At 38.2% G+C, this 22,739-nt stretch carries 18 protein-coding genes and 1 rRNA gene; 11 read left to right on the top strand and 8 right to left on the bottom strand.

Translation table 11 applies throughout. The features are described from left to right. Window positions 1-125 precede the first annotated feature (125 nt). Together A3Q34_RS11955 and A3Q34_RS11960 are read left to right on the top strand one after the other, a co-directional pair. Window positions 126-365, top strand: coding sequence for a hypothetical protein (locus A3Q34_RS11955; RefSeq protein WP_070375573.1), 240 nt, complete (start codon window positions 126-128; stop codon window positions 363-365). Between the two features lie 86 nt (window positions 366-451). Beyond that, window positions 452-2,911, top strand: coding sequence for a TonB-dependent receptor (locus A3Q34_RS11960; RefSeq protein ID WP_197517586.1), 2,460 nt, complete (start codon window positions 452-454; stop codon window positions 2,909-2,911). A 62-nt stretch (window positions 2,912-2,973) separates the two neighbouring features. Here A3Q34_RS11960 and A3Q34_RS11965 read toward each other — a convergent pair whose 3' ends face one another. Together A3Q34_RS11965 and A3Q34_RS11970 are read right to left on the bottom strand one after the other, a co-directional pair. Then, a complete protein-coding gene (locus A3Q34_RS11965; RefSeq protein WP_070375574.1) occupies window positions 2,974-3,804 on the bottom strand; it encodes a CvfB family protein in 831 nt (276 codons plus the stop codon). A gap of 70 nt (window positions 3,805-3,874) precedes the next feature. Further along, complete coding sequence (locus A3Q34_RS11970; protein WP_070375575.1) at window positions 3,875-4,327, bottom strand: tellurite resistance TerB family protein; 453 nt, start codon at window positions 4,325-4,327, stop codon at window positions 3,875-3,877. A gap of 189 nt (window positions 4,328-4,516) precedes the next feature. Between A3Q34_RS11970 and nagX the strand changes: the two genes are divergently transcribed. From nagX to A3Q34_RS11995, 5 genes are all read left to right on the top strand, one after another. Beyond that, window positions 4,517-5,668, top strand: a complete 1,152-nt coding sequence (gene nagX / locus A3Q34_RS11975) for a transmembrane glucosamine N-acetyltransferase NagX (RefSeq protein ID WP_070375576.1) — start codon at window positions 4,517-4,519, stop codon at window positions 5,666-5,668. Window positions 5,669-5,933: 265 nt separating this feature from the next. Beyond that, complete coding sequence (locus A3Q34_RS11980; protein ID WP_070375577.1) at window positions 5,934-7,133, top strand: efflux RND transporter periplasmic adaptor subunit; 1,200 nt, start codon at window positions 5,934-5,936, stop codon at window positions 7,131-7,133. 3 nt (window positions 7,134-7,136) lie between these two features. Next, entirely contained in the window at window positions 7,137-10,289 is a 3,153-nt protein-coding gene (locus A3Q34_RS11985) for an efflux RND transporter permease subunit (protein ID WP_070375578.1), read from the top strand. Between the two features lie 174 nt (window positions 10,290-10,463). Continuing rightward, on the top strand, window positions 10,464-10,766 hold the full coding sequence (locus A3Q34_RS11990; RefSeq protein WP_070375579.1) for a hypothetical protein: 303 nt from the start codon (window positions 10,464-10,466) through the stop codon (window positions 10,764-10,766). A 95-nt stretch (window positions 10,767-10,861) separates the two neighbouring features. After that, window positions 10,862-11,287, top strand: coding sequence for a hypothetical protein (locus A3Q34_RS11995; RefSeq protein ID WP_070375580.1), 426 nt, complete (start codon window positions 10,862-10,864; stop codon window positions 11,285-11,287). Between the two features lie 326 nt (window positions 11,288-11,613). Here A3Q34_RS11995 and A3Q34_RS20075 read toward each other — a convergent pair whose 3' ends face one another. The 4 genes from A3Q34_RS20075 to A3Q34_RS12010 all read right to left on the bottom strand — a co-directional run bounded on the left by A3Q34_RS20075 (window position 11,614) and on the right by A3Q34_RS12010 (window position 14,823). Then, window positions 11,614-11,889: a hypothetical protein gene (locus tag A3Q34_RS20075; protein WP_083277991.1), complete on the bottom strand. Its 276-nt coding sequence runs from the start codon at window positions 11,887-11,889 to the stop codon at window positions 11,614-11,616. A 92-nt stretch (window positions 11,890-11,981) separates the two neighbouring features. After that, window positions 11,982-12,140, bottom strand: a complete 159-nt coding sequence (locus A3Q34_RS20080) for a hypothetical protein (RefSeq protein WP_157470964.1) — start codon at window positions 12,138-12,140, stop codon at window positions 11,982-11,984. A 33-nt stretch (window positions 12,141-12,173) separates the two neighbouring features. Then, window positions 12,174-13,616 carry a Si-specific NAD(P)(+) transhydrogenase gene (gene sthA / locus A3Q34_RS12005; RefSeq protein WP_070375581.1) on the bottom strand — a complete coding sequence of 481 codons (1,443 nt, stop codon included), beginning with the start codon at window positions 13,614-13,616 and terminating at the stop codon, window positions 12,174-12,176. 88 nt (window positions 13,617-13,704) lie between these two features. Next, window positions 13,705-14,823 carry an acyl-CoA desaturase gene (locus A3Q34_RS12010; protein WP_070375582.1) on the bottom strand — a complete coding sequence of 373 codons (1,119 nt, stop codon included), beginning with the start codon at window positions 14,821-14,823 and terminating at the stop codon, window positions 13,705-13,707. Between the two features lie 229 nt (window positions 14,824-15,052). Here A3Q34_RS12010 and fabR point away from each other — a divergent pair, with 229 nt between their 5' ends. Then, complete coding sequence (fabR, locus tag A3Q34_RS12015; RefSeq protein WP_070375583.1) at window positions 15,053-15,670, top strand: HTH-type transcriptional repressor FabR; 618 nt, start codon at window positions 15,053-15,055, stop codon at window positions 15,668-15,670. 5 nt (window positions 15,671-15,675) lie between these two features. Here the strand turns inward: fabR and trmA are convergent, their stop codons facing one another. Further along, on the bottom strand, window positions 15,676-16,773 hold the full coding sequence (gene trmA, locus A3Q34_RS12020) for a tRNA (uridine(54)-C5)-methyltransferase TrmA (protein WP_070375584.1): 1,098 nt from the start codon (window positions 16,771-16,773) through the stop codon (window positions 15,676-15,678). A gap of 247 nt (window positions 16,774-17,020) precedes the next feature. Here trmA and A3Q34_RS12025 point away from each other — a divergent pair, with 247 nt between their 5' ends. Both A3Q34_RS12025 and A3Q34_RS12030 read left to right on the top strand, forming a co-directional pair. Beyond that, the gene (locus tag A3Q34_RS12025; protein WP_070375585.1) at window positions 17,021-18,289 is read left to right on the top strand and encodes a DUF5610 domain-containing protein; all 1,269 of its coding nucleotides are present in this window, start codon (window positions 17,021-17,023) and stop codon (window positions 18,287-18,289) included. Between the two features lie 113 nt (window positions 18,290-18,402). Further along, a complete protein-coding gene (locus A3Q34_RS12030) occupies window positions 18,403-19,725 on the top strand; it encodes an IS4 family transposase (RefSeq protein WP_070375586.1) in 1,323 nt (440 codons plus the stop codon). A gap of 52 nt (window positions 19,726-19,777) precedes the next feature. Here the strand turns inward: A3Q34_RS12030 and A3Q34_RS12035 are convergent, their stop codons facing one another. Next, entirely contained in the window at window positions 19,778-20,221 is a 444-nt protein-coding gene (locus A3Q34_RS12035; RefSeq protein WP_070375587.1) for an RNA recognition motif domain-containing protein, read from the bottom strand. Between the two features lie 914 nt (window positions 20,222-21,135). Here A3Q34_RS12035 and A3Q34_RS12040 point away from each other — a divergent pair. Further along, window positions 21,136-22,680: ribosomal RNA gene (locus A3Q34_RS12040) — 16S ribosomal RNA — on the top strand. The last annotated feature ends 59 nt before the right edge of the window (window positions 22,681-22,739 follow it).

The following is a 22,739-nucleotide window of genomic DNA, read 5'->3' on the forward strand; positions in this document are numbered from 1 at the left end:
TTTTTATTAACAAGGATTGAAAAACAGTTATAATTGTTATAATGTAACAACATATGCGTAGTAATTACTTTCTATTTACACAGTTTTTTTCACAGAGTCGGCAATCAATAATAAGTTTATTGATCATGTCTGCATTTCTGTGCGCCACGCTTAGTCATAGTTCACATAGTGAATTGATACCTGATAATGTTGAATTACAACAGTGTAAACTGTGTCAGCATAACATTGACACGCCAAAGAATAATATCACCTTAAAACTGGTTAACGTCAGTAATTATCAACAATCCACGCAAACGTTAATTATAGTTAATCGTTACACGCCATTTTATTTGATACCACAGTTACGTGCCCCCCCTGTTCAATAGATAATAATTAATACAGTTCAAAAATAAAAATTTTAGAAAATTAGCTTAATCGCTAATCTTCTTTAGGTCTATCTATTGGAAAAAAAATGAAATCAATTTATATCAATAAAATTGCGCCTTTGTGTGCTTTATCATTATTAATGGTCGGCGCTGCCAGCCATGCTCAAAAATTTTCAGGCGTAGTATTTGATGCCGATGGCAACAGAATTGCGAAAGCTAAAGTTTCTTTGGTTAATACTAAATATAAAGCAGTTACTGACGAAAAAGGCCAATTTACTTTTAATGACATTGGTGTTGGTAAAGTAGAACTTCATGTTAGCGCTAAAAACTTTAGTCATATCAACGAGTATTTCACCATTACCGATCAAGACATGACCGAGGTGAAAATTTCACTCAGCGCTACGGTCATGGAAGTGGTCGATGTTTATGCGACACCTTTGCATTCATCGAGTATTGAGTCGGCCTTGCCAGTAAGTGTTATTTCTGGTGACGAACTGCGTTTAAAGCAAGCATCTACATTAGGTGAAACACTAAAAAATGAAGTGGGTGTACATTCAAGTTATTTTGGCCCAGTAGCAAGTAGTCCTATTATTCGTGGTATGGACGGACCAAGAGTGTTAATCACACAAAATGGTTTAGACGTAGGAGATGCGTCTCGCGTCGGACCAGATCACGCGGTTGCAGCCGAAGCTGGTACGGCTCAACAGGTAGAAGTACTACGTGGGCCGTCAACGCTTTTTTATGGCAGTGGTGCGATAGGTGGCGTGGTGAATGTCGTTGATAATAGAGTACCTACAAATACTGATAATCAGGTCGATTATTTACTAAAGCATAATGATGTTGCAGATGAACATGAAGCGACACTCAATATAAACACAGGGTACAAAAGTTTAGCCGTTCATCTTGATGCGTTTTGGCGTGAATCTAATGATTATAAGATCCCAGGCTATGCGACTGCAGAAGAAGACCATGATGAACATGAAGAAGGTCATGATGAACATGAAGACGAAGAAATTAAAGGTATTCTAGAGAACAGTGCCTCGAAGTCATCAGGTTTTACCCTCGGTTCAAGTTATTTGTTTGACGCAGGATATATTGGTTTTTCGTATGGCAGAATGGAAAGAACCTACGGTATTCCTGGGCATTCAGAACACGATGAAGAAGAACATGAAGAAATAGGGGGTGAAATCGCTGAAGAAGGCGCTGTTTTTGGTGATTTAGTACAAGACAGATATCAACTACTGAGTGAAGTGAGTTTTGAAGACAGTTTTATTAATCGTGTAATGAGTAAAGCAGCCTACACAGATTACCAACATCAAGAAATTGAAGGAGGTGAAGTCGGTACTCAATTTAATAATGAGATGTTAGAAACACGCTTTGATCTTTATCATCAAGCCGTTGACGGTTGGAAAGGTGCATGGACATTGCACTATAAAGAAAATGATTTTAATGCGATTGGAGAAGAAGCATTTACGCCTCCTTCAAATACAGAATCAATTGCTGTTGCTTGGCTTGAAGAGAAACACATAGAGGATGTTTTATGGCAATTAGGTATACGTGCCGAACATGTAACCTTGAGTGCAAATGCTGAAGTTGAATCACACAGTGAACTTAGCGATGAACTAGCCAGCCATGAAGAAGAGTCGCATTTTAATAAACAGAACTTTACACCTATAAGCGCGTCTTTAGGCGCTGTATGGGAATATTCAAGGGGTTATAATGTAGGATTTTCTGCTGCGTTTTCTCAGCGAGCACCTTCAGCGAGTGAATTATTTTCGAATGGTGCTCATATAGGCACGAATACTTATGAAGTTGGGGCATTGTTTGAGGTACATGAAGAAGACCATGAATTACATGTAGACTTGTCTGATCAAAATGTTGAGCTAGAAACGGCTTATAATCTAGATCTTACTTGGAGAAAATTTGAAGGTGACTTTGGTTTCGTTGCTAGTGCTTTTTATAATCATATTGACGATTATTATTATCAAGCGAATACTGGGCTATTTGCAGAAGATGGACACGATGATCATATTGAAGCTTTAGAAGAACAGCATTTAGATGAAGGTGTAGAAGAGCATGCAGAGGAAAGCGAAGGTTTACCGGTATATGTTTTCCAGCAGAGTAATGTGGTGATGTTCGGTATAGAAGCTGAATTATTCTATCAAGTAACACCTTCACTTAAAGCTAGTATGTTTACCGATTATATCCATGCAAAAGTAACTGATGGCGACAATCTACCAAGAATTCCACCTATGCGTTTTGGTGGACAATTCAATTATATAACGGATGAATATTCGGCTGAGATTAGTGCAACGCATTATTTTAAGCAGTCAAATACCGCTGAACTTGAAAGTGAAACAGACGGCTATACCATGCTAGATGCTAACTTTAATTACTTTATTAATAATGTTGGCGACGATATGGTGGCATTTTTAAAAGTGAACAATATTACAGATGAAGAAGCACGAGTACATACGTCATTTCTCAAAGGTGTTTCACCATTACCGGCACGAGGGTTTACGGTTGGTATTAGAGGAAGTTTTTAAGCAGTAGAATAATAGCTTTGTAGATGAGGCCAAGGCTTCATCTACAAAGTATGTTTAACGATTTACTTTAATCTAAGACCTGACTTTTCAATCGTGATTTTGTCTTTCTTCAATAAGTTTCCAACTGTCGCTTTAAAGGTTTTTTTACTGACACCTAAAATACGTTGTATCAGTTCTGGTGAGCTTTTGTCATGTAATGGGCTAAATCCATCATTTTCTGCAATGTGAGCTAATAATTTATCAGCAAAGTCATTAACTTTCCCTTCACCTGAACGTGAAAGTGATAAATCAATACGGCCATCTTCACGGATATTTTTAATAAAACCGTCGACAACTTTACCAACACGTAATGGTTGAAAGATTTCATTGTCGTAAAGTAAGCCCCAATGCTTATCATTGATAATCGCTTTAAAGCCAAGATCAGTTTTTCCACCAATCATCAATTTAACTTTATCCCACTGTTGATAATCAGCTGGCCAAATATCAATATATTTGTCGAGCTTACTTGAAGCGGCAATTCGGTCCGTGGTGGTATCAAGAAAAATACGTACTAGATAATATTTTCCTTCTTCCATTGGTGTATGCTGTTGATTAAAAGGTACTAATAAATCTTTAGGTAACCCCCAATCAAGGAATGCACCCATTTTATTGAGCTGTTTTACTTTCAATGAAACAAATTCATCTACCTGGCCAAACGGCTTTTCAGTGGTCGCAATAATGCGTTCAGCTGAATCAACATAAATGAAGACAGTGAGTTTATCGTCTACTTTACAGTTTTCAGGAATAAAACGGTTCGGTAGTAATACTTCACCCAGTTCTCCAGCGCTTAAATAAGCACCTTTTTCGGTGACTGCAACTACAGAAAGGGTATTATATTTACCAATGTCGGCCATTTGAATTTACCAAGAAAATTAATATGAAAATCTTAGGGGCTATAATAACGCATATCAAAAATGAATGATGTTATTTTCTTGGTTTGGTTTGAATATATTCAGCGTGGCGTAGCTGAAGCAAATCGCCAATTTTTCGAATAACATGCTCTTCAATACTTGCCAGTTCACCATCGGCATAAGCCATATTCCATAACTGCTTAACAATTGATATTCGTTGTTCGATAGAAAAATGTTTATTTATTTTCGATGTATATCGATAAAAATCAGTCGCTTGTTCACTTTGAATCAGCGCTTGATCAATGATTTGCTTAACTTCTTCTTCATTCAAATGAAACTGTTCAACGAGTAACACGGCCAGTTTAGCTTGTTCTTGTTGGTCAAAGTGTCCATCAGCACGCATGACTTCACACAATAATACCGCACAGGCTAGCTCTATAGTCACCTCATCAGAATTTTTTTTAGTGTTATTGTCTGTTAAATCATCGGCTAGGTTTTGAAAAAAAGAACTGATTTTTGTAAGCATGTTTATTCCTTAAATAAAGTAATCACTTTATTGTTACGCTCAGTAATAAAGAAAACAAGCACATAATAGCTATATTTGATAACAAAGTGTGTCTGATTGCTATTTTGTGTGGGTAATATTATGATAATAGCCTAATGACAGCGCTGTCTTGTGTGGCGGAGTTGTACTGAAAGTTTATAAGGTAAAAGAATGTTAAGTCAGTATCCCTCTGCAGTTATAAAAGCAAATCCAAATAAAAAGCGACTATTGTCAATTGACGCTTTACGTGGTTTCGATATGTTTTGGATTTTAGGCGCTGAAGGTTTGTTTGCAGCATTATTTATAGCGACAGGCTGGCCCATTCTTGCGGTGCTTGCACAGCAAATGGAACACAGTGCTTGGCATGGGGTTCGTGTTTATGATTTAATTTTTCCCTTATTTATTTTTCTATCAGGAGTCAGTCTAGGTATCGCAGCAAAGCCCTTATCTAGCTATGACCCAGAACAAGCAAAATCGATTTTATATAATGGCATTAGACGTTTATTACTTTTAATTAGTTTTGGTATTTTATATAACCATGGTTGGGGCGGCGGTATTCCGACATCATTTGATAGTATCCGTTATGTTAGCGTACTGGGGCGTATTGGTATTGCGTGGTTTGTAGCGGCATTATTAGTTTGGTACGTCAGTGAAAAAATACAGTGGTTCGTCGCAGGCGGTATTTTAATAGGATATTGGTTACTACTAAGCTTAGTCACATTAGGTGGATATGGTGGCGGTGATTTTTCAGCGAATGGAGCATTGAACGCTTGGTTTGATCAACATTTATTACCGGGGTCAACTTATCAGGGGCTCGCCATTGACCCAGAAGGATTGTTATCAAATATAACATCGATTGTAAATGCACTAGCGGGTGTCTTCATTGGTCGTTACATGATAAAAAACATTTATACGCCCAAGACACTATTAACCGGTCTTTTGGTTATTGGGACCTCTATTTTATTACTCGGTTATTTATGGGGCGTTTTTTTTCCAATTAACAAAACATTATGGACGAGTTCATTCACTTTAGTCACTATTGGCTACAGTATCTTATTATTGACGCTATTTTATTGGCTGATTGATGTAGTAGAGTTCACCCTATGGGCTAAGTTTTTCGCAGTAATTGGTACGAATTCAATCATTATTTATTTAGGTTCGAGTATTGTTGATTGGCAATATACCTCGAAAAGTATTTTCGGAGGCTTAATAAACTCTGTACCTGCAGGTTGGCAAGATTTTATTCTTTATGCTGGCATGGTGCTTTTACAATGGTTAGTCCTGTATTGGCTATATCGAAGAAATATCTTTATAAAAGTATAAATATTGGTTAAAAAGACGAATGTTGTCGAGGACTGTTTTTTCAAGGCAGTCTTTTTTTATATCCGCAAATAAATAGGACTTAGTTAACCTATTGTTTTTAATTGAAAAATAATATTACTTAGTTTTGTTTTACTGAATTTGTTATTTCGGCGCGTATCTTGTAACAAGCATTTACAACTTAATTGATTGTATAGACCGTTAATTAGCTATCCTATAGACAATTAAAAAAATTAGTAGTTCAGATCACATTTATGAGGACATAACCGTGACACGTAAAAAACAAATCATTATACCCATTGCCATTCTAATCATTGGCTTTTTATTGTTTTTTGGCTTTTCAAGTATGAAATCGCCACCAGAAGAAAAAGCGGAAGTTGATAATACCCCCATCGTTGCTGTGGAAGAGGTTCATGTTGCACCGATGAATTTAACGGTTAAATCATATGGTGTCGTACAGCCTAAATATGAAACCGAACTTGTCGCTCAAATCAGTGGTGAAGTAGTTGAATTGGCCGATGTTTTTGTACGTGGTGGTTTTGTTGCAAAAAATCAATTGCTCGCCCGTATCGACCCTAACGATTACCAAGCTGCATTAATTGATGCTGAAGCAACAATGGCCTCGGCCCGTGCTTCGCTAGAAAAAGAGCGTGCCCAAGGGCAGGTAGCCGAACAAGAATGGAAACGCATTACGGATACTTCTCCTACGGAATTGAGCTTGCGTAAACCGCAACTAGCACAAGAACTTGCGAATGTTAAATCGGCACAAGCCTCTGTACTTCGCGCCAAACGTAACTTAGAGCGTACCGAAATTAGAGCGCCTTATGATGCAATGATTGAAAGTCGTATGATTGGTTTAGGCTCTTTTGTCGGTACTGGCACTAAAGTGGGTAAATTATTAGGAACAGGAGTAGCTGAAGTTCGCTTACCCGTAGCAGATGATCAACTGCAGTTTTTAGCTTCACAAGGGGAAAATGCCCAGGTTAATTTGCTTGGAACATTTGCGGGTGAAAATATTACATGGTCCGCAAAAATTGCCCGCAGTGAAGGCGTGGTAGACAATAAAAGCCGTATGACTTATTTAGTTGCTGAAGTTAAAGACCCTTATGGTTTGCAGTCTCAAAAAAATGTAACTAAACACAACCCTATTCGCTTTGGCTCTTATGTTAAAGCAGAAATTTTTGGTATTAGCCTTAATCGTGCCGCTTTGTTACCTCGATACCTTGTTAGTAATAACCGCGTTGCCATTTTAGATGCCGATTCTAAATTGCACTATGCTGACATCATTATTACTCGTCAAGAAGGCTCAAATGTTATTGTAACTGGCGGTTTGAATGAAGGTGACCAGCTCATTGTTTCAGCATTAGATTACCCTGTTGATGGTATGAAATTAGCTTTGCAAGGTAGTAAAAGTGAAGTCATTAATCAAGATGCACTTGAAACACAAATCGCAAGCACTAAGGATTAGATGATGGATGATACCAATAAAGGCTTAATTGCTTGGTTCGCCCGTAATAGTGTCGCGGCAAACTTGTTGATGATATTTATTCTAGTGGGTGGTTTTTTTACGATTAGCACCATCAACAAACAAATGTTTCCACAAATAAACATTAACTGGATTTCTTATACCGCACCTTACCCAGGGGCAGCCCCTCAGGAAGTAGAAGAAGGTATTACCATTAAGGTTGAAGAAGCTTTAGAGACTGTTCAAGGCTTAAAACGTGTGATCACTTATTCTAACCGCAATTTTTCAAATGGTTGGTTTGAAGTTGATCTCGATTACGACCCACAAGTTGTTTTAGAAGAAGTTAAATCAGCTATTGATTCTATTTCAAGCTTTCCTGACGGTATGGAGCGTATTAAAGTTGAACGCGAAAAGTTTCGCCAAGAAGTTATGTATATCAGCTTATACGGTGACCTAACTAATGGCGAGCTTAAAGAGTTAGGACGAAAAGTCCATAATGAAATTCAACAATTACCTTTAGTCAATATTGCAGAATTATACAGCGGCTTAGACTACGAAATTTCAATAGAAGTTAGTAAAGATAAGTTACGCGAATATGGCTTAACTTTTAGAGATGTTGCTCAAGCGGTACGTGGTTATTCTGGCAATATGTCTGCTGGACAAATTCGTGCAGAGAATGGCTACATTAATTTACGCGTTGAGAACCAAGCTTATCGAGGTTACGAATTCGAGCAAATACCTATTATTACCTTAGCCGATGGTACTAAAGTCTTGTTAGGCCAAATGGCGACTATTATTGATGGTTTTACTGAAGGCTTACAGTATTCAAAATTCAATGGTGAAAACTCAGTCACTATTTTTATTGGCGCTGCCAATAATCAAAGTATTACTGATGTTGCGGATGTCATTAAAAAGTATGTTGATGAAAAGTCAAATGTTCTTCCTGCAGGCGTTAAGTTAGAAACTTGGGTTGATATGACCTACTATCTTGAAGGCCGTTTGACCATGATGATCGACAATATGAAAAGTGGTGCAATATTAGTCTTTCTAATGTTAGCGTTATTCTTACGTGTCCGTTTGGCTTTTTGGGTAATGATGGGCTTACCCGTATGTTTTCTTGGTACTTTATTCCTAATGCCATTAGAATTTATTAATGTCACTATTAATGTCATTAGCTTGTTCGCCTTTATTTTGGTGCTAGGTATTGTTGTTGATGATGCCATCGTTATGGGGGAGAGTGCCCATGACGAAATTGAACAACATGGCCATAGTACTGAAAATGTTATTCGCGGTATTCAACGTGTTGCTATGCCAGCAACCTTTGGGGTATTAACAACGATTGCGGTATTCTTGCCTTTTCTTTTTGGTGAAGGGCCTTCTGCCGCGTTTGGTAAAGCCATTGGCTCGGTAGTTATCTTGTGTTTAATTTTCTCTTTAATTGAGTCAAAACTCATTTTACCGGCGCATTTGGTTAAAATGAAGATCAAAGCATTTAATCCTAAGAACCCTATCGATAGACTACGTTTATCGATTGATACCAAATTAAAAGCCTTCATTAATAATGTCTATCGACCCGCGTTAATCACTTTTATTAGCTATCGTTATGCGGTACTAATGTTTTTTATTAGTTTAATGTTAATCAGCGCTGGCTTGTTTAGTGGTGGTTTTGTTCGCTTTGTTGGTCAACCTAAGATCCCACATGACTTTCCTCGTGTTAATGTTGAAATGAATGTAGATGCTTCAGAGAAAGCAACCTTACAAACCTTATTAAATATCCAAGGTGTAATTAATACCATAGATAAAGAGATTGAAGCTCAATACGGTCAGTCAATGATCTCTGATATGCAGGTCGATTTACGCAGCAGAACCAGTGGTCAATTGATGGTTAAATTAGTGATACCTGAATTGAGACCGATGAATACTTTCGAACTGGCTGATTTATGGCGTGCGGCTATACCGAATTATCCTGGGGTAAAATCGTTTACCATTGGTGATAACTTATTTGGCTCTGGCCGAGACGACGGTGATATTGCCTTTAGATTAGAAAGTAAAGATGATGCACAACTACTCGCCGCATCAAGAGAGTTAAAAACTAAACTTAATTCTTTAAAAGGTATTGGCGATGTTAATGATAGTCGTCAAACAAGTGCCAAAGAAGTTCAGTTTGAATTGAAACCGCTTGCCTACAGTTTAGGATTAACTTTAGCCGAAATTGCTTCACAAGTGAGTTACAGTTTCTATGGTTTAGAAGCACAACGCATTTTACGTGACAGCGAAGAAGTAAAAGTGATGATCCGTTATCCACTTGAGCAACGAAGCTCTGTTGGACATGTTGATGATGTGATGATCAAAGCGCCAAATGGTGCGGAATTACCTTTGTCGGAATTGGCTAATATTACCTTACAAGAAGGGGTGACTAGTATTCGCCGCGAAAATGGTAATCGGACAATTAGCGTCTGGGCAAGTGTTGACGCTGAACAAGTTGAGCCATTCAAAGTTGCTAACGATATCAGAGACAACTTTATTCCTGAACTATTAAGAAAATTTCCAAAAGTTCAAAGTGAAGTGTCGGGCAGTATTCAAGAAGAAATGGAAGGTGCGGATAATCAAAAACGTGACTTCATTATCTCATTGTTGATTGTTTTCTCATTACTGGCTATACCATTGAAGTCATACTCCCAGGCAGTGATGATTATGATCGTTATTCCTTTTGGTATTATTGGTTCGGTCTTTGGCCACTTCCTTTTAGGTATGGACTTAAGTGCACTATCAGTTATGGGGATATTAGCGGCTGCGGGTGTGGTCGTTAATGACTCCTTAGTCATGGTCGATTATGTTAATAATGCCAGGAAATCAGGCGTCAAACTAAAAGATGCGGTAATACATGCCGGCACTAAACGTTTTAGAGCTATCATGTTAACGTCAATAACAACCTTTATTGGTTTAGTGCCTATCATCTTCTTTGAGGTAAGTGCCCAAGCACAAATCGTAATTCCAATGGCAATATCTTTAGCTTTTGGAGTATTATTTGCGACCATAGTTACACTGGTACTGATCCCAAGTTTATATCTTATTATTGAAGATATGAAAAAGATCTTTAAGCGTAAAAAGAAACAACCGCTTATTGCTGAAAATACAGGTGATTTATCGGTTAACTAATCGATAGTATTTTTATCAAAGCCATTACTTTTGTAATGGCTTTTTTATGCGATTCATTAAATTTATTAACCAATACCTCTCTGCTAGTCTGGTCAAGAAAAGCTATCGTTAATAATAATAGCTGGCTATAATGGTGTTAATGCTAATATTAATAAATGAAGCGAACTCATTATAATGAAATATATTTATCTTTTTTCAACACTTACTCTCATGACAATAACGGGTTGTTCGACAACTGAAAATGCTTGCGAAGATATAACCATCGCGAGTGAACAAATTCAAATGTGCCAGTCACTGCAACGCCAAATAGCAGACGCTAAAGGTAAACCTATAAAACGAACTGAGTTAGAACGTCGTTATCAAGTTGACTGCATTGACATTCGCTACTATCGTGATGACAAACAGCCAGCAATTTGTGGTAATAAACAAAAAATTGGCGAAGAAATTAAAACGCTTAAAAAAGAGGCCAAGCAGTAAAAGATTAGGCTCTTGGTCGCTTACTTTAAGGCAAACTTTAGGGTTTGCTTTTTTGTTTACTGTGCTTAAAATTAATCATCAAATGAGTGTGTTATATGTTTAAAAAAATAGTCGGTTTAGTCTTAACTTGTAGCTTTTTATTCTCATGTCAGCAAGCCACTGAAGAAGTGACTATCAGAGATACAGCCAATACCGAGGCTATTTCAGCCGCAGAGGTATCAATCATGCCTAAAAAAAGTTTGTCTGCTAAAGTGGAACCTGAGCAAATATCATTTACCGCAACAATTAAATATATGAATTTAGAAGGGGGCTTTTTTGGATTAGTTTCTAAAGAAGGTAAGCATTGGTTACCGCTAAATTTAGAAAAAGAATTCCAAAAAGATGGCGCTGTTATCAAAGTAACAGGCAAAGCTATCACGGGTATGATGACTATTCAGCAATGGGGAACTCCTTTTTCAATTACCGATATTGAATTAATTACTGCAGCGAATAAAACGCCTGAAAATAAGAACCTGCAGTAGCTTTACTTACAGAGCGAAGGTTGCATCAATAATGTTAGGTGACGATTTTTACCTGAAATGATGATTTGATAGATACCACGATATTCTTGCTCTGTCATTGGTGATACTGAGCTTTGGCTAAGTCATTCTGCCAATTCTATTAAGATATGTAGCGGTGTTACTTGCAGAGCGAAGGTTGCATCCATAATGTTAGATGACTAATGTTAGGTGACGATTTTCACCTGAAAAGATGATTTGATAGATACCTCAATATTCTTGCTCGGTAATTGGTGAAACTGAGCTTTGGCTTACTAATTCTGCCAATTGTATTAAGGTATGTAGATGTGTTACTTACAGATCGAAGGTTGCATTAGTAATGTTAGGTGACGATTTTCACCTGAAATGATGATTTGATAGATACCACGATATTCTTGCTCTGTCATTGGTGATACAGAGCTTTGGCTTAGTAATTCTGCCAATCGTGCCGTGGTGTTACTGTGCCCAAACACTACAGTGTTTTCTTGTTCTTTGATTAATTGCCAGGCGAGTTGCTCTAATTTATTGGGCGCATAATTTTTGATCGCAAGTTGCTGCTGTTGTGCTAGCGGTGCAGCCGTTGCCATAGTCCGTTGATAGCGTGTACTGTATATATTTTTTATTTCTGCATTCTCTAGAATACGCGCAAGTTCTTTTGCTCTATATGTACCACATTGTGTTAATCCAGCATCCTCTTGATCAGTTTTTTTTCAGCATGACGAATTAAATAAAGGCTGTAGCTTTTACTTTCCTCTTTTACATAAGCGTTTTCAGTCGCATTAACGATTAAAAAAGGTATGTTGATAAAACAAATTAGCAGGAAAATTAATTTATTCATAACATACCTTTTTTGATTCATGCATATTCACTGCTAAAATAAACGATTCAAACCATTCAATGCAGCAACACGAAATGCCTCAGCCATCGTTGGATAATTAAACGTGGTATTAACAAAGTATTCAATGGTATTACCGCCATTGGTTTGTTGCATAATTGCTTGACCAATATGTATGATTTCAGCTGCATTTTCACCAAAACAATGAATACCTAAAATTTCTTTAGTTTCGCTGTGAAAAAGTATCTTCAGTGAACCGACTAAACTATTTGATATTTGTGCTCTTGCTAAATGTTTGAACTGGGCACGACCAACCTCATACGGAATTTTTGCTGCGGTCAGTTCTTGTTCTGTCTTACCAACAGAGCTTATTTCTGGAATCGTGTAGATACCTGTAGGAATATCAGCAATAAGTTTTGCAGTACTTTGGTGATCTATCATCGCTGAAGCCGCTAAACGGCCTTGATCATAAGCGGCACTGGCTAAGCTTGGGTAACCAATGACATCACCTACCGCATATATATTGTCGACACTGGTTTGATATTGATCGTTGACTTTGAGTTGCCCACGTCCATCTGCTGATAATCCCGCATTTTCAACTTTTAAGTCGGCGGTATTACCTGTTCGCCCATTAGCAAAGAGTAAACAGTCGGCGCGCATTTTTTTACCCGATTCTAAATGAACAACCACAGAGTCATCAGATGCTTCAACTCGTGCAATCGCTTCGCCATGACGTATCACTACACCATTATTCCATAAGTGGTAGCTGAGTGAATCAGACATTTCAGCATCCAAAAAAGAAAGCAGTCTATCTCGGGTATTAATTAAATCTACCTTTACACCTAAACCTCTAAATATAGAGGCGTATTCGGAACCAATAACACCAGCACCATAAATAATGATAGAACGTGGATCATGCTTAAGCGATAAGATGGTATCTGAGTCATAGACTCGCGGATGGTTAAAATCAATATCTTTAGGTCGGTAGGGATGTGAACCCGTAGCAATAACAATTTGCTTTGCCGTAATTTGTTCAATAGCGCCTTCGTTATTCACTATTCTAAGCGTATGGGCATCAATAAAAGATGCTTCACCCGAAATCAGTTCAACGCGGTTACGATCATAAAAGCCACTGCGTAACTGAACTTGTTTGCGAATAACCGAAGAGGCATGTTTAAGAATAGCTGGGAACGTTAAGTGTTTTGCTTTTTCATGGCCTCTAAAAAGTGGACTCGCGTTATACTCAATGAGTCGGCTAACACTTTGACGTAAAGCTTTTGAAGGAATAGTTCCCCAATGCGTACAACCACCGCCAACGTCTTTATATCGTTCAACAATAGCAACACGTTTTTCTTTTTTAGATAGCTCCATAGCCGTACCTTCGCCACCGGGTCCGGTACCTATAATTATTGCATCGTAATCGTAATCGTAATCGTTATTTGTTTTCTTCTTCGTTTTAGCTTTATTTTGAGTTGCCAAAATCTTGCCTTAAATTCCTACTAAGATAAAAAAATTTTAGCAGGAATTTAGACGTCTGACCATGTAAAAGCTTATTAATCTAAGGGGTTTATGCCAGTTGGGTTAATAAGCGTTGAAAATGTTGCTGCTGGTCTGCCAAGTGCTGCTTAAATTCTTGGTATTGCGCGGCTAATTCAGAGCTCTCAACGTCGGCGATTAATTTATCACGTTTACTGGCAAGTAATTTTTTACGCACATCATAATAGTCATTAATTCTACTGATGAGTAAATCATATTCTTGCTGTAGTTTTTCTCGCATTTGTTCCGCATTTGGATGAGAGAGTAACTTCTTCTGGCTACGTTTAAGTACCATAGCTAAGCGCGCTTTTTCAATTTTTTCATCCGGGTAAGTCCGTAGTTTTGAGGTAAGCTTCAAAAATTCACAACCCTTAATCAACCATTTAGTTGGATCAAACTGCCACCAACGAATGCCGTTACGATAATCATTTTCAAAAATATGATGATAGTTGTGATAGCCCTCACCAAAGGTTAAAAAAGCAAGAAAGCCATTATCTCGTGCAGTATTTCTTTCTGTGTAAGTTTGTTTACCCCAGATATGTGCCAAAGAATTAATGAAAAAAGTAGTGTGATGGCTTAACACTAAACGCAAGAAACCGACTAAAAGTAAACTACTAATAATATCGCCGTGCCATAAACCAAATAAAATAGGTACACCAAAGTTCATTAATATTGTCAGCAACAAATAATTTCTGTGCTGCCACATTACAATAGCGTCTTTTTGTAAATCACGGGTATTGTCGTAATTAGCATATCGATGCGCTTGATACTCACGCAGCATCCAACCGATATGTGAATACCAAAAGCCTTTTTTAGCTGAATAGGGGTCTTTGTCATTATTATCGACATGCTTATGATGAACTCTATGATCAGAAGCCCAATGTAATATACTATTTTGTAAGGCAAATGCTCCGCCTAGTGCAAAAATGAAACGCAGCGAAGCATGTGCTTGATAGGTTTTGTGCGACCATAATCGGTGATAGCCAGCAGTAATAGACATACCACAATAAATAAAGCAGCATAGTGCTACTACAAGTTCAGTGGTATCAAAACCGTGTGTTATTGCTCGATACGGGACGCCAATTGCGGCAACTAAAAAGGTAATTAAAAACACACTAAAATTTAGCCAAACGATTTTAGGTTTATTCATGTAATAAGAATTCCATCAGTAAAAAAACGAACACTAAGTAAATAATTTCAGTGTACACGTGTACTCTATTTTAACTTTGATCACTTTTCAGTCAAGGTAATTTTTATTAAACTTTTTATCTTCAATCAATAATACTGGATTTAAATGTCGATGTTAGTGATCAAGTTTCTAGTAAATAGATGAAAATTCAGTATGATATAAACAGGCTAAAGTATAGGTTAATTAAGTAATGAGCGGGATTCGGGCACAGCAAAAAGAAAAAACACGTCGACAAATAATTGATGCTGCTCTTGGGCAGTTAAGTAGTGAACGTAGCTTTTCGAGTTTGAGCTTACGGGAAGTCGCTAAAGAGGCTGGCTTAGCACCAACATCATTTTATCGACATTTTTCTGATATGAACGAACTAGGTTTGACGCTGGTCGATGAAGCGGGTTTAACTTTGCGTCAATTAATGCGACAAGCTCGCCAACGAATTGAAAAAGGTGGCTCTGTCATTCAAATATCTGTCGTTACCTTTATGGAGTTTATTGAAAGTAACGGTAATATATTTCGCTTGTTATTACGGGAGCGTTCTGGAACGTCAGCTGCTTTTCGAGCGGCGGTAAATCGAGAAGTGCGTTATTTTACCTTAGAATTATGTGATTATTTACAGCAAGCAAATAAATTGAATGCGGATGTGGCTTTTTTACAAGCCGATGCAGCGGTGACTATCGTATTTAGTGCTGGCTCTGATGCATTAGATGTTGATAAAGAGGATCGTCAACAAATATCAATGCGAACCATTCAGCAGCTGCGCTTTATAGCACGGGGAGCTGCTGAATTTAGCAATAGGGGAGTAAAAAAGTAAAAACGTTACTTTTTACGTGAAAGTATCACACCTGTTTCAACATGGTGGGTATATGGAAACTGATCAAATAACGCAAATTTTTCAATATTGTGTGTCTTTATTAGTTCAACTAAGTTTTCTTTTAATGTCTCAGGATTACATGAGATATAAACAATACGTTCAAATCGGCTGACTAACTCAACGCTGTCAGGGTCAAGGCCAGCTCTTGGTGGATCAACTAATACGGTATCGTAATTATAGCTTTTAAGATCGAAACCTTCTAGACGACGAAATACTCGCTCACCATTCATCGCTTGACTAAAATCTTCACTGGACATTCTTATTATATCAACATTGGTTAACTGGTTTGCGGTGATATTATTTTGTGCAGATTTTACTGATGTCTTCGATATTTCAGTACCTAATACCCGATCAAAGTTTTCAGCGAGTGCGATACTAAAGTTACCATTACCACAATAGAGTTCGATTAAGTCACCACCGATATTTTGTGTGCCTTGCTTTGCCCAAAGTAGCATTTGCTCATTAACGTGCCCATTAGGCTGTGTAAAACTATTTTCTACTTGCTCGTAGATATAAGTTTTATCGCCAACAGTTAACTTCTCAGTGACATAATCTTTATCGAGGATAAATTTTTGTTTTTTAGCACGGCCAATAATATCAACAGGGGCTATTGCTGAAAGGGTTGTTTTTAGTGTTGCCGCTTCAGTTAGCCATTCTTCATCTAATTGTCTGTGATACAACAAGCTTATTAAAAGCTCGCCACTGAGCGTTGATAAAAAATCGACTTGAAATAATCGATGACGAAGTGACGGTTTATCTTTAATTTCGTCAAGCAAGGCTTTCATAGCTTGATTAATGAGTTTACTGGCAACCGGGAAAGTGTAGACGCGATACTTTTCTTTCGTTTCACTATTAAACATAATATAAAATAAGTCATCATTGTCATGCCAAACTCTAAATTCTGCTCGTAATCTATAGTTTAAAGGCTCTGATCGAAATACATCAAAATTTGGTAAGTCAAAATCACTAAACAATTTAGCGATATCATCCTGTTTGTTATCAAGTTGTTTATCATAAAATTGTGGTGCAATGTGACTAAACATATATAAGCCTTAAACGTAGAAAGAATTAAACAATATTATACCCAACTCTAGTGAGTATTAAAGAGGCGCTGAGTTTAGCGATTGTGATTACTTTGTCTAGTCATTTGTCTATAATTTTCTTACAAGAGATTGACTTCTTGCTAAAGTTTTACGAAAAAATGCCGATATATTAGCCATATTAAATTTAAGGATCTTTAGATCTTTGATTGTGTTTAATTAAAATTTAATTAGATACTGGAGAGTAACAATGAATAAAATTGATAATCAGACAAGGTTGCCGAATTATTTAGGGCAAAGTCGTAAAAGTGAACCAGCAAATAATGAAGTCGTTAAACGAGAAATGCCAGCAGAGTCAGTTAATACACTGGCATTAAACCATCGTGCTGCCATTACGATGAAAATTATATCTCAATCAATTTCTAGTCAGATTTCAGCAAATTTTCAAAAGATTACTGATGCACCACAAGCAACTAATGTAGTGATGAGTGATATCAGTAAAACAGCGTTAACTGAAAGCGAGCCATCAACTAGCCTTTTTGATTTCGAAGCAGTGGCTCGTAATGTTATGGACTTTGTTAGCGCGAGTATCTTAGCTGCCCAAGCAAATGGAGCGAGTGAGGACAAGTTGAAAGAGATGTTTGAGCAGGGGCGTGCTGGGGCGAATTTAGGTATTGATCAAGCAAAAGGCGATTTAAAAGATCTCGCCATGCTTGACGATGACTTAAACCAAGGTATAGAAAAAAGTCGTACGCTTATTAACAAGGGAATTGATGACCTCCATGAACAAATGTTTCCTTCAGCCAATAAATCAAATGAGAAGGTATCAGAGTTAACGCCAATTATCAGTTCTACATCAATTGATAGCGAATTATACACAAGCAATTCAAAAAGTAGCGAGCTGAGTATTACCACTACTGACGGTGATGTCGTTTCAATATCATTTAGCGAATTACAAGAATATGCCAGTAAAGAAGCTTACCAGTATCAAGAGAGTAGCCAAGGGGGATCGACAAATTATAGTAGTACCAGTAGTCAGTATCATGAAATCAACTTTTCTTATAGCGTAGAGGGTGAACTTGATGATGATGAAAAAGCAGCAATCGAAGCATTAATTAAAGACGTAAATTCATTACAAAAAGATTTCTTTAATGGCGATGTTAATAAAGCTTTTGAAAAAGCAGTTGAACTTGGCTTCGATAATAAACAGATAACTAGTTTTAGTATGGACTTGCAACAAACAAAAACCAATTATGTTAGCCAAGCGTATACAGCAGTGGCAGAGTTGGATGATAAATTAGCGCCTAGTGTCGGAAAAGACCTGAGGCCTTTAATTGACTTTTTAGATCAGTTTAACCAACTACAAGAACAAGCAGATAAAATATTGTCTAAGAATGATGATGCTTTTGGTCAGTTACTTGATGCAGTCTTTAAAGCTGAGTTTGGTGACGATAAAGTCGCTAAAGAAAAGTTCGATAAAGTAATAGATACGGTTAAGTCTGACAACATTAAGCTTTAATAGATAAAATAAACCCACGCTAACGTGTAATGCCGATCAGTTAAGCAATTTATAGCTTGATTAATTTGCTAATGAGATCAAAATCCAGTGATTGATATCACTGGATTTTTTTTATGCAACTTTCTACCGCGCTTTCTTTAGTTAATTCAAATAACGTCACCGAGTTCCAAAACTTAGCAGAAATTTTGTCTCCAGAAATTATTAGTGCGGGACTAAAAGAACACGGAATATCTACCATTCGAAAGCGTAAGCTGCCTATGGAAAATATGGTGTGGGCTGTCATTGGCATGGCATTGTTTCGCAAGTTTCCAATGCGTCAAATGCTTAATCAGTTGGATATTATTTTACCCAGCGGTATCCCCTATGTTGCATCTAGTGCGGTCACGCAAGCGAGAAAAAAACTCGGTAGCAAAGTTATAGAAACAGTCTTTCAACAAACGCAACAACAATGGAACCATGATGCTAATCATGGTCAGTGGTGTGGTTTAAACCTTTTAGGTGTCGATGGTGTTGTGTGGCGAGTGCCCGATACCGATGAAAATAATGAAGAGTTTGCCAAAACAGGGACGCAACATGGCAAAGCCAGTTACCCTCAAGTACGTATGGTGTGTCAGATGGAATTAACGAGCCATTTATTGACTAACAGTGTCTTTGATAGTGTTGAAGTTAACGAGATGAATCTTGCGTTAGGGTTAATTGATAAAACACCTGATAATAGTTTAACGCTGTTCGACCGTGGATTTTATTCATTAGGCTTGTTACATCGCTGGCAAAGTACAGGTAACACAAGGCATTGGTTAATGCCACTCAAAAAAAATACACAATATGAAGTTATCAATAGTTTTGGAAGACAAGATAAATTAATCCAATTAACCACAACACCTCAGTCACGAAAAAAGTTTCCAGAATTACCTAAAACGATGCAAGCACGGCTCATCACCAAAAAAGTGAAAGGAAAAGACCTTCAAATACTCACTTCGATGACAGATCTTATGCGCTTTCCATCCGCTGATATTGTTGATTTATATGCCCACCGATGGGAAATTGAGTTGGGATTTAGGGAAATGAAACAGTCGCTATTGGACAATCGATTCACATTACGAAGTAATCAACCAGAGCTTATTAGGCAAGAGCTTTGGGGGATATTATTGGCTTATAATTTAATCCGTTATCAAATGGTATTAATGGCTAAATCGCTAGACGGTGTCCACCCCAATCAACTGAGTTTTAATGGCGCTTCAATGCATATTATTCACGAATTAACCCAGTTGTCATTCTGCACGCCAGGTAACATTCCCAAATACACAATGAATATTACAAAGTCGGCTAAGCAATTCGTTTTACCCGGTAGGCGAGAACGGCAATATCCGAGAATGTTGAAATGTTCAAAGAATAGGTACCCTGTTAAAAGTAAAAATGCCGTTCACCTTAAGTGAACGGCATTACGCTAACGTGGGTTTATTTAGGATAACTTACCAAGAAGAACGGTTATTCTTCTTCGAGATTTTTTTCTGGACGTTCCTTAGCTTCACGAACTTTCAAAGTACGCTGCTGAAATTCAGTATCATTAAGCGATGAAACAGCCGCATCAGCCGCATCAGCTGACATTTCAACAAAACCAAAACCACGACGCTTTCCAGTATGTTTATCTTTCATTAAACGAACAGAATGAACTTGACCATGTTCAGAGAATAACTCTCTGATCGATGATTCATTTGCTCGGTAAGGTAGATTCCCTACATATAACGTTTTTATTTCTTCATCAGCACTTTCTGCAGTAGTTGATGAACCTATAAGTGGCGCAATAAAAGTACTTACTAAAACTAATATCGCAGTAATTTCTGGTGAGCTGCCAATAACAGTTGATAAAATGTAAGCAATAACAGCAAATACTACTGCGACTATAAATGTTAACCCTTGAGGAGACTTCATATATGAATACCTAATTATTATTTTAAATTCTAAATTAAAAAACTAAATTGCAATGTACCTGCTACCCAGCCTTGAATATTGTACAAAGTACAAAGTTGTAAAAAAGATAAGTGTAATTTATATGCAAATAACACCTTACTTATATTAAGCAATAAATAAAAAGTTTACTACACTAAATAAGCATATTAATTAAAAGCACTATTTTAGTGCTTATATAAGCCACCTTAAATGGATTATTATATAGGTGGAATAAGAACGTTGATGTTTATTGAGCGATTAGAGAGTATATTGCCCACATTGTTTTTATTTTCAGCAAACAAACATAAAGATGAAAATAGTGCTTGATCCTTTTCAAAATATGTCTAGAATGCGCTCCAGTTCCAAGGGGTAACCCAAACGAACGTTTTGATAAGTTATCTACATCACTTTAGAGTAAAGTAGTTAACTTAACGTTTTAAAAGTTAAGTTTGAATCTTCGAAAAGAAACTTCAAATTAAATTAAATAAAACGTTGACATCAAAACTGAGAAGCGTATCATGCGCATCTCGCTTCAGGCAAGGCCTGCAGCAACGGAGCAACGCTCCAAAGGTATAAACGAATGGGTTTTATATCTAACTCTTTACTTTAAGTAAATGAGTTTTTCTTTAACAATTAGTTATCATGCAATTTGTGTAGACACTCACATTACATTGATTTTACATAGTCGGTTCTTAATTCTCTAACGAGAGGCAAGGAAAGACGTAAAACAGTTTAATAATGATGTCACACAGATTAAGTATTAATCATACTCTTTTATTAGAGAGTGATTAGTACGTTTTATGTAGTTACTACTTCTCTTTTAAGAGTTGCTGGTAACACGACAGAATTCATTGAGCAGATGTCTTAGCTTAGGTTAAGCATCACAAACGATTTTTTAATTGAAGAGTTTGATCATGGCTCAGATTGAACGCTGGCGGCAGGCTTAACACATGCAAGTCGAGCGGTAACAGAGAGTAGCTTGCTACTTTGCTGACGAGCGGCGGACGGGTGAGTAATGCTTGGGAATATGCCATATGGTGGGGGACAACAGTTGGAAACGACTGCTAATACCGCATAACGTCTACGGACCAAAGAGGGGGATTCTTCGGAACCTCTTGCCATTTGATTAGCCCAAGTGAGATTAGCTAGTTGGTGAGGTAATGGCTCACCAAGGCGACGATCTCTAGCTGGTTTGAGAGGATGATCAGCCACACTGGGACTGAGACACGGCCCAGACTCCTACGGGAGGCAGCAGTGGGGAATATTGCACAATGGGCGAAAGCCTGATGCAGCCATGCCGCGTGTGTGAAGAAGGCCTTCGGGTTGTAAAGCACTTTCAGTTGTGAGGAAAGGTGGGTAGTTAATAGCTGCTCGCTGTGACGTTAGCAACAGAAGAAGCACCGGCTAACTCCGTGCCAGCAGCCGCGGTAATACGGAGGGTGCGAGCGTTAATCGGAATTACTGGGCGTAAAGCGTGCGTAGGCGGTTTGTTAAGCAAGATGTGAAAGCCCAGGGCTCAACCTTGGAACTGCATTTTGAACTGGCAAACTAGAGTACTGTAGAGGGTGGTGGAATTTCCAGTGTAGCGGTGAAATGCGTAGAGATTGGAAGGAACATCAGTGGCGAAGGCGGCCACCTGGACAGATACTGACGCTGAGGCACGAAAGCGTGGGGAGCAAACAGGATTAGATACCCTGGTAGTCCACGCCGTAAACGATGTCAACTAGCTGTCTGTGGACTTGATCCGTGGGTAGCGGAGCTAACGCATTAAGTTGACCGCCTGGGGAGTACGGCCGCAAGGTTAAAACTCAAATGAATTGACGGGGGCCCGCACAAGCGGTGGAGCATGTGGTTTAATTCGATGCAACGCGAAGAACCTTACCATCCCTTGACATCCACAGAAGAGACTAGAGATAGACTTGTGCCTTCGGGAACTGTGAGACAGGTGCTGCATGGCTGTCGTCAGCTCGTGTTGTGAAATGTTGGGTTAAGTCCCGCAACGAGCGCAACCCCTATCCTTATTTGCCAGCGCGTTATGGCGGGAACTCTAAGGAGACTGCCGGTGATAAACCGGAGGAAGGTGGGGACGACGTCAAGTCATCATGGCCCTTACGGGATGGGCTACACACGTGCTACAATGGCAAGTACAGAGGGCAGCAATACCGCGAGGTGGAGCGAATCCCACAAAGCTTGTCGTAGTCCGGATTGGAGTCTGCAACTCGACTCCATGAAGTCGGAATCGCTAGTAATCGTAGATCAGAATGCTACGGTGAATACGTTCCCGGGCCTTGTACACACCGCCCGTCACACCATGGGAGTGGGATGCAAAAGAAGTGGCTAGTTTAACCTTCGGGAGGACGGTCACCACTTTGTGTTTCATGACTGGGGTGAAGTCGTAACAAGGTAACCCTAGGGGAACCTGGGGTTGGATCACCTCCTTATCTTGAAGTAAAAACAGTTTAATGGAAGCTCTTGAGTTTCACGAGTGTCTACACAAATT

This window comes from Colwellia sp. PAMC 20917 (genome assembly GCF_001767295.1).
In the GTDB taxonomy this organism is placed as follows: domain Bacteria; phylum Pseudomonadota; class Gammaproteobacteria; order Enterobacterales; family Alteromonadaceae; genus Colwellia_A.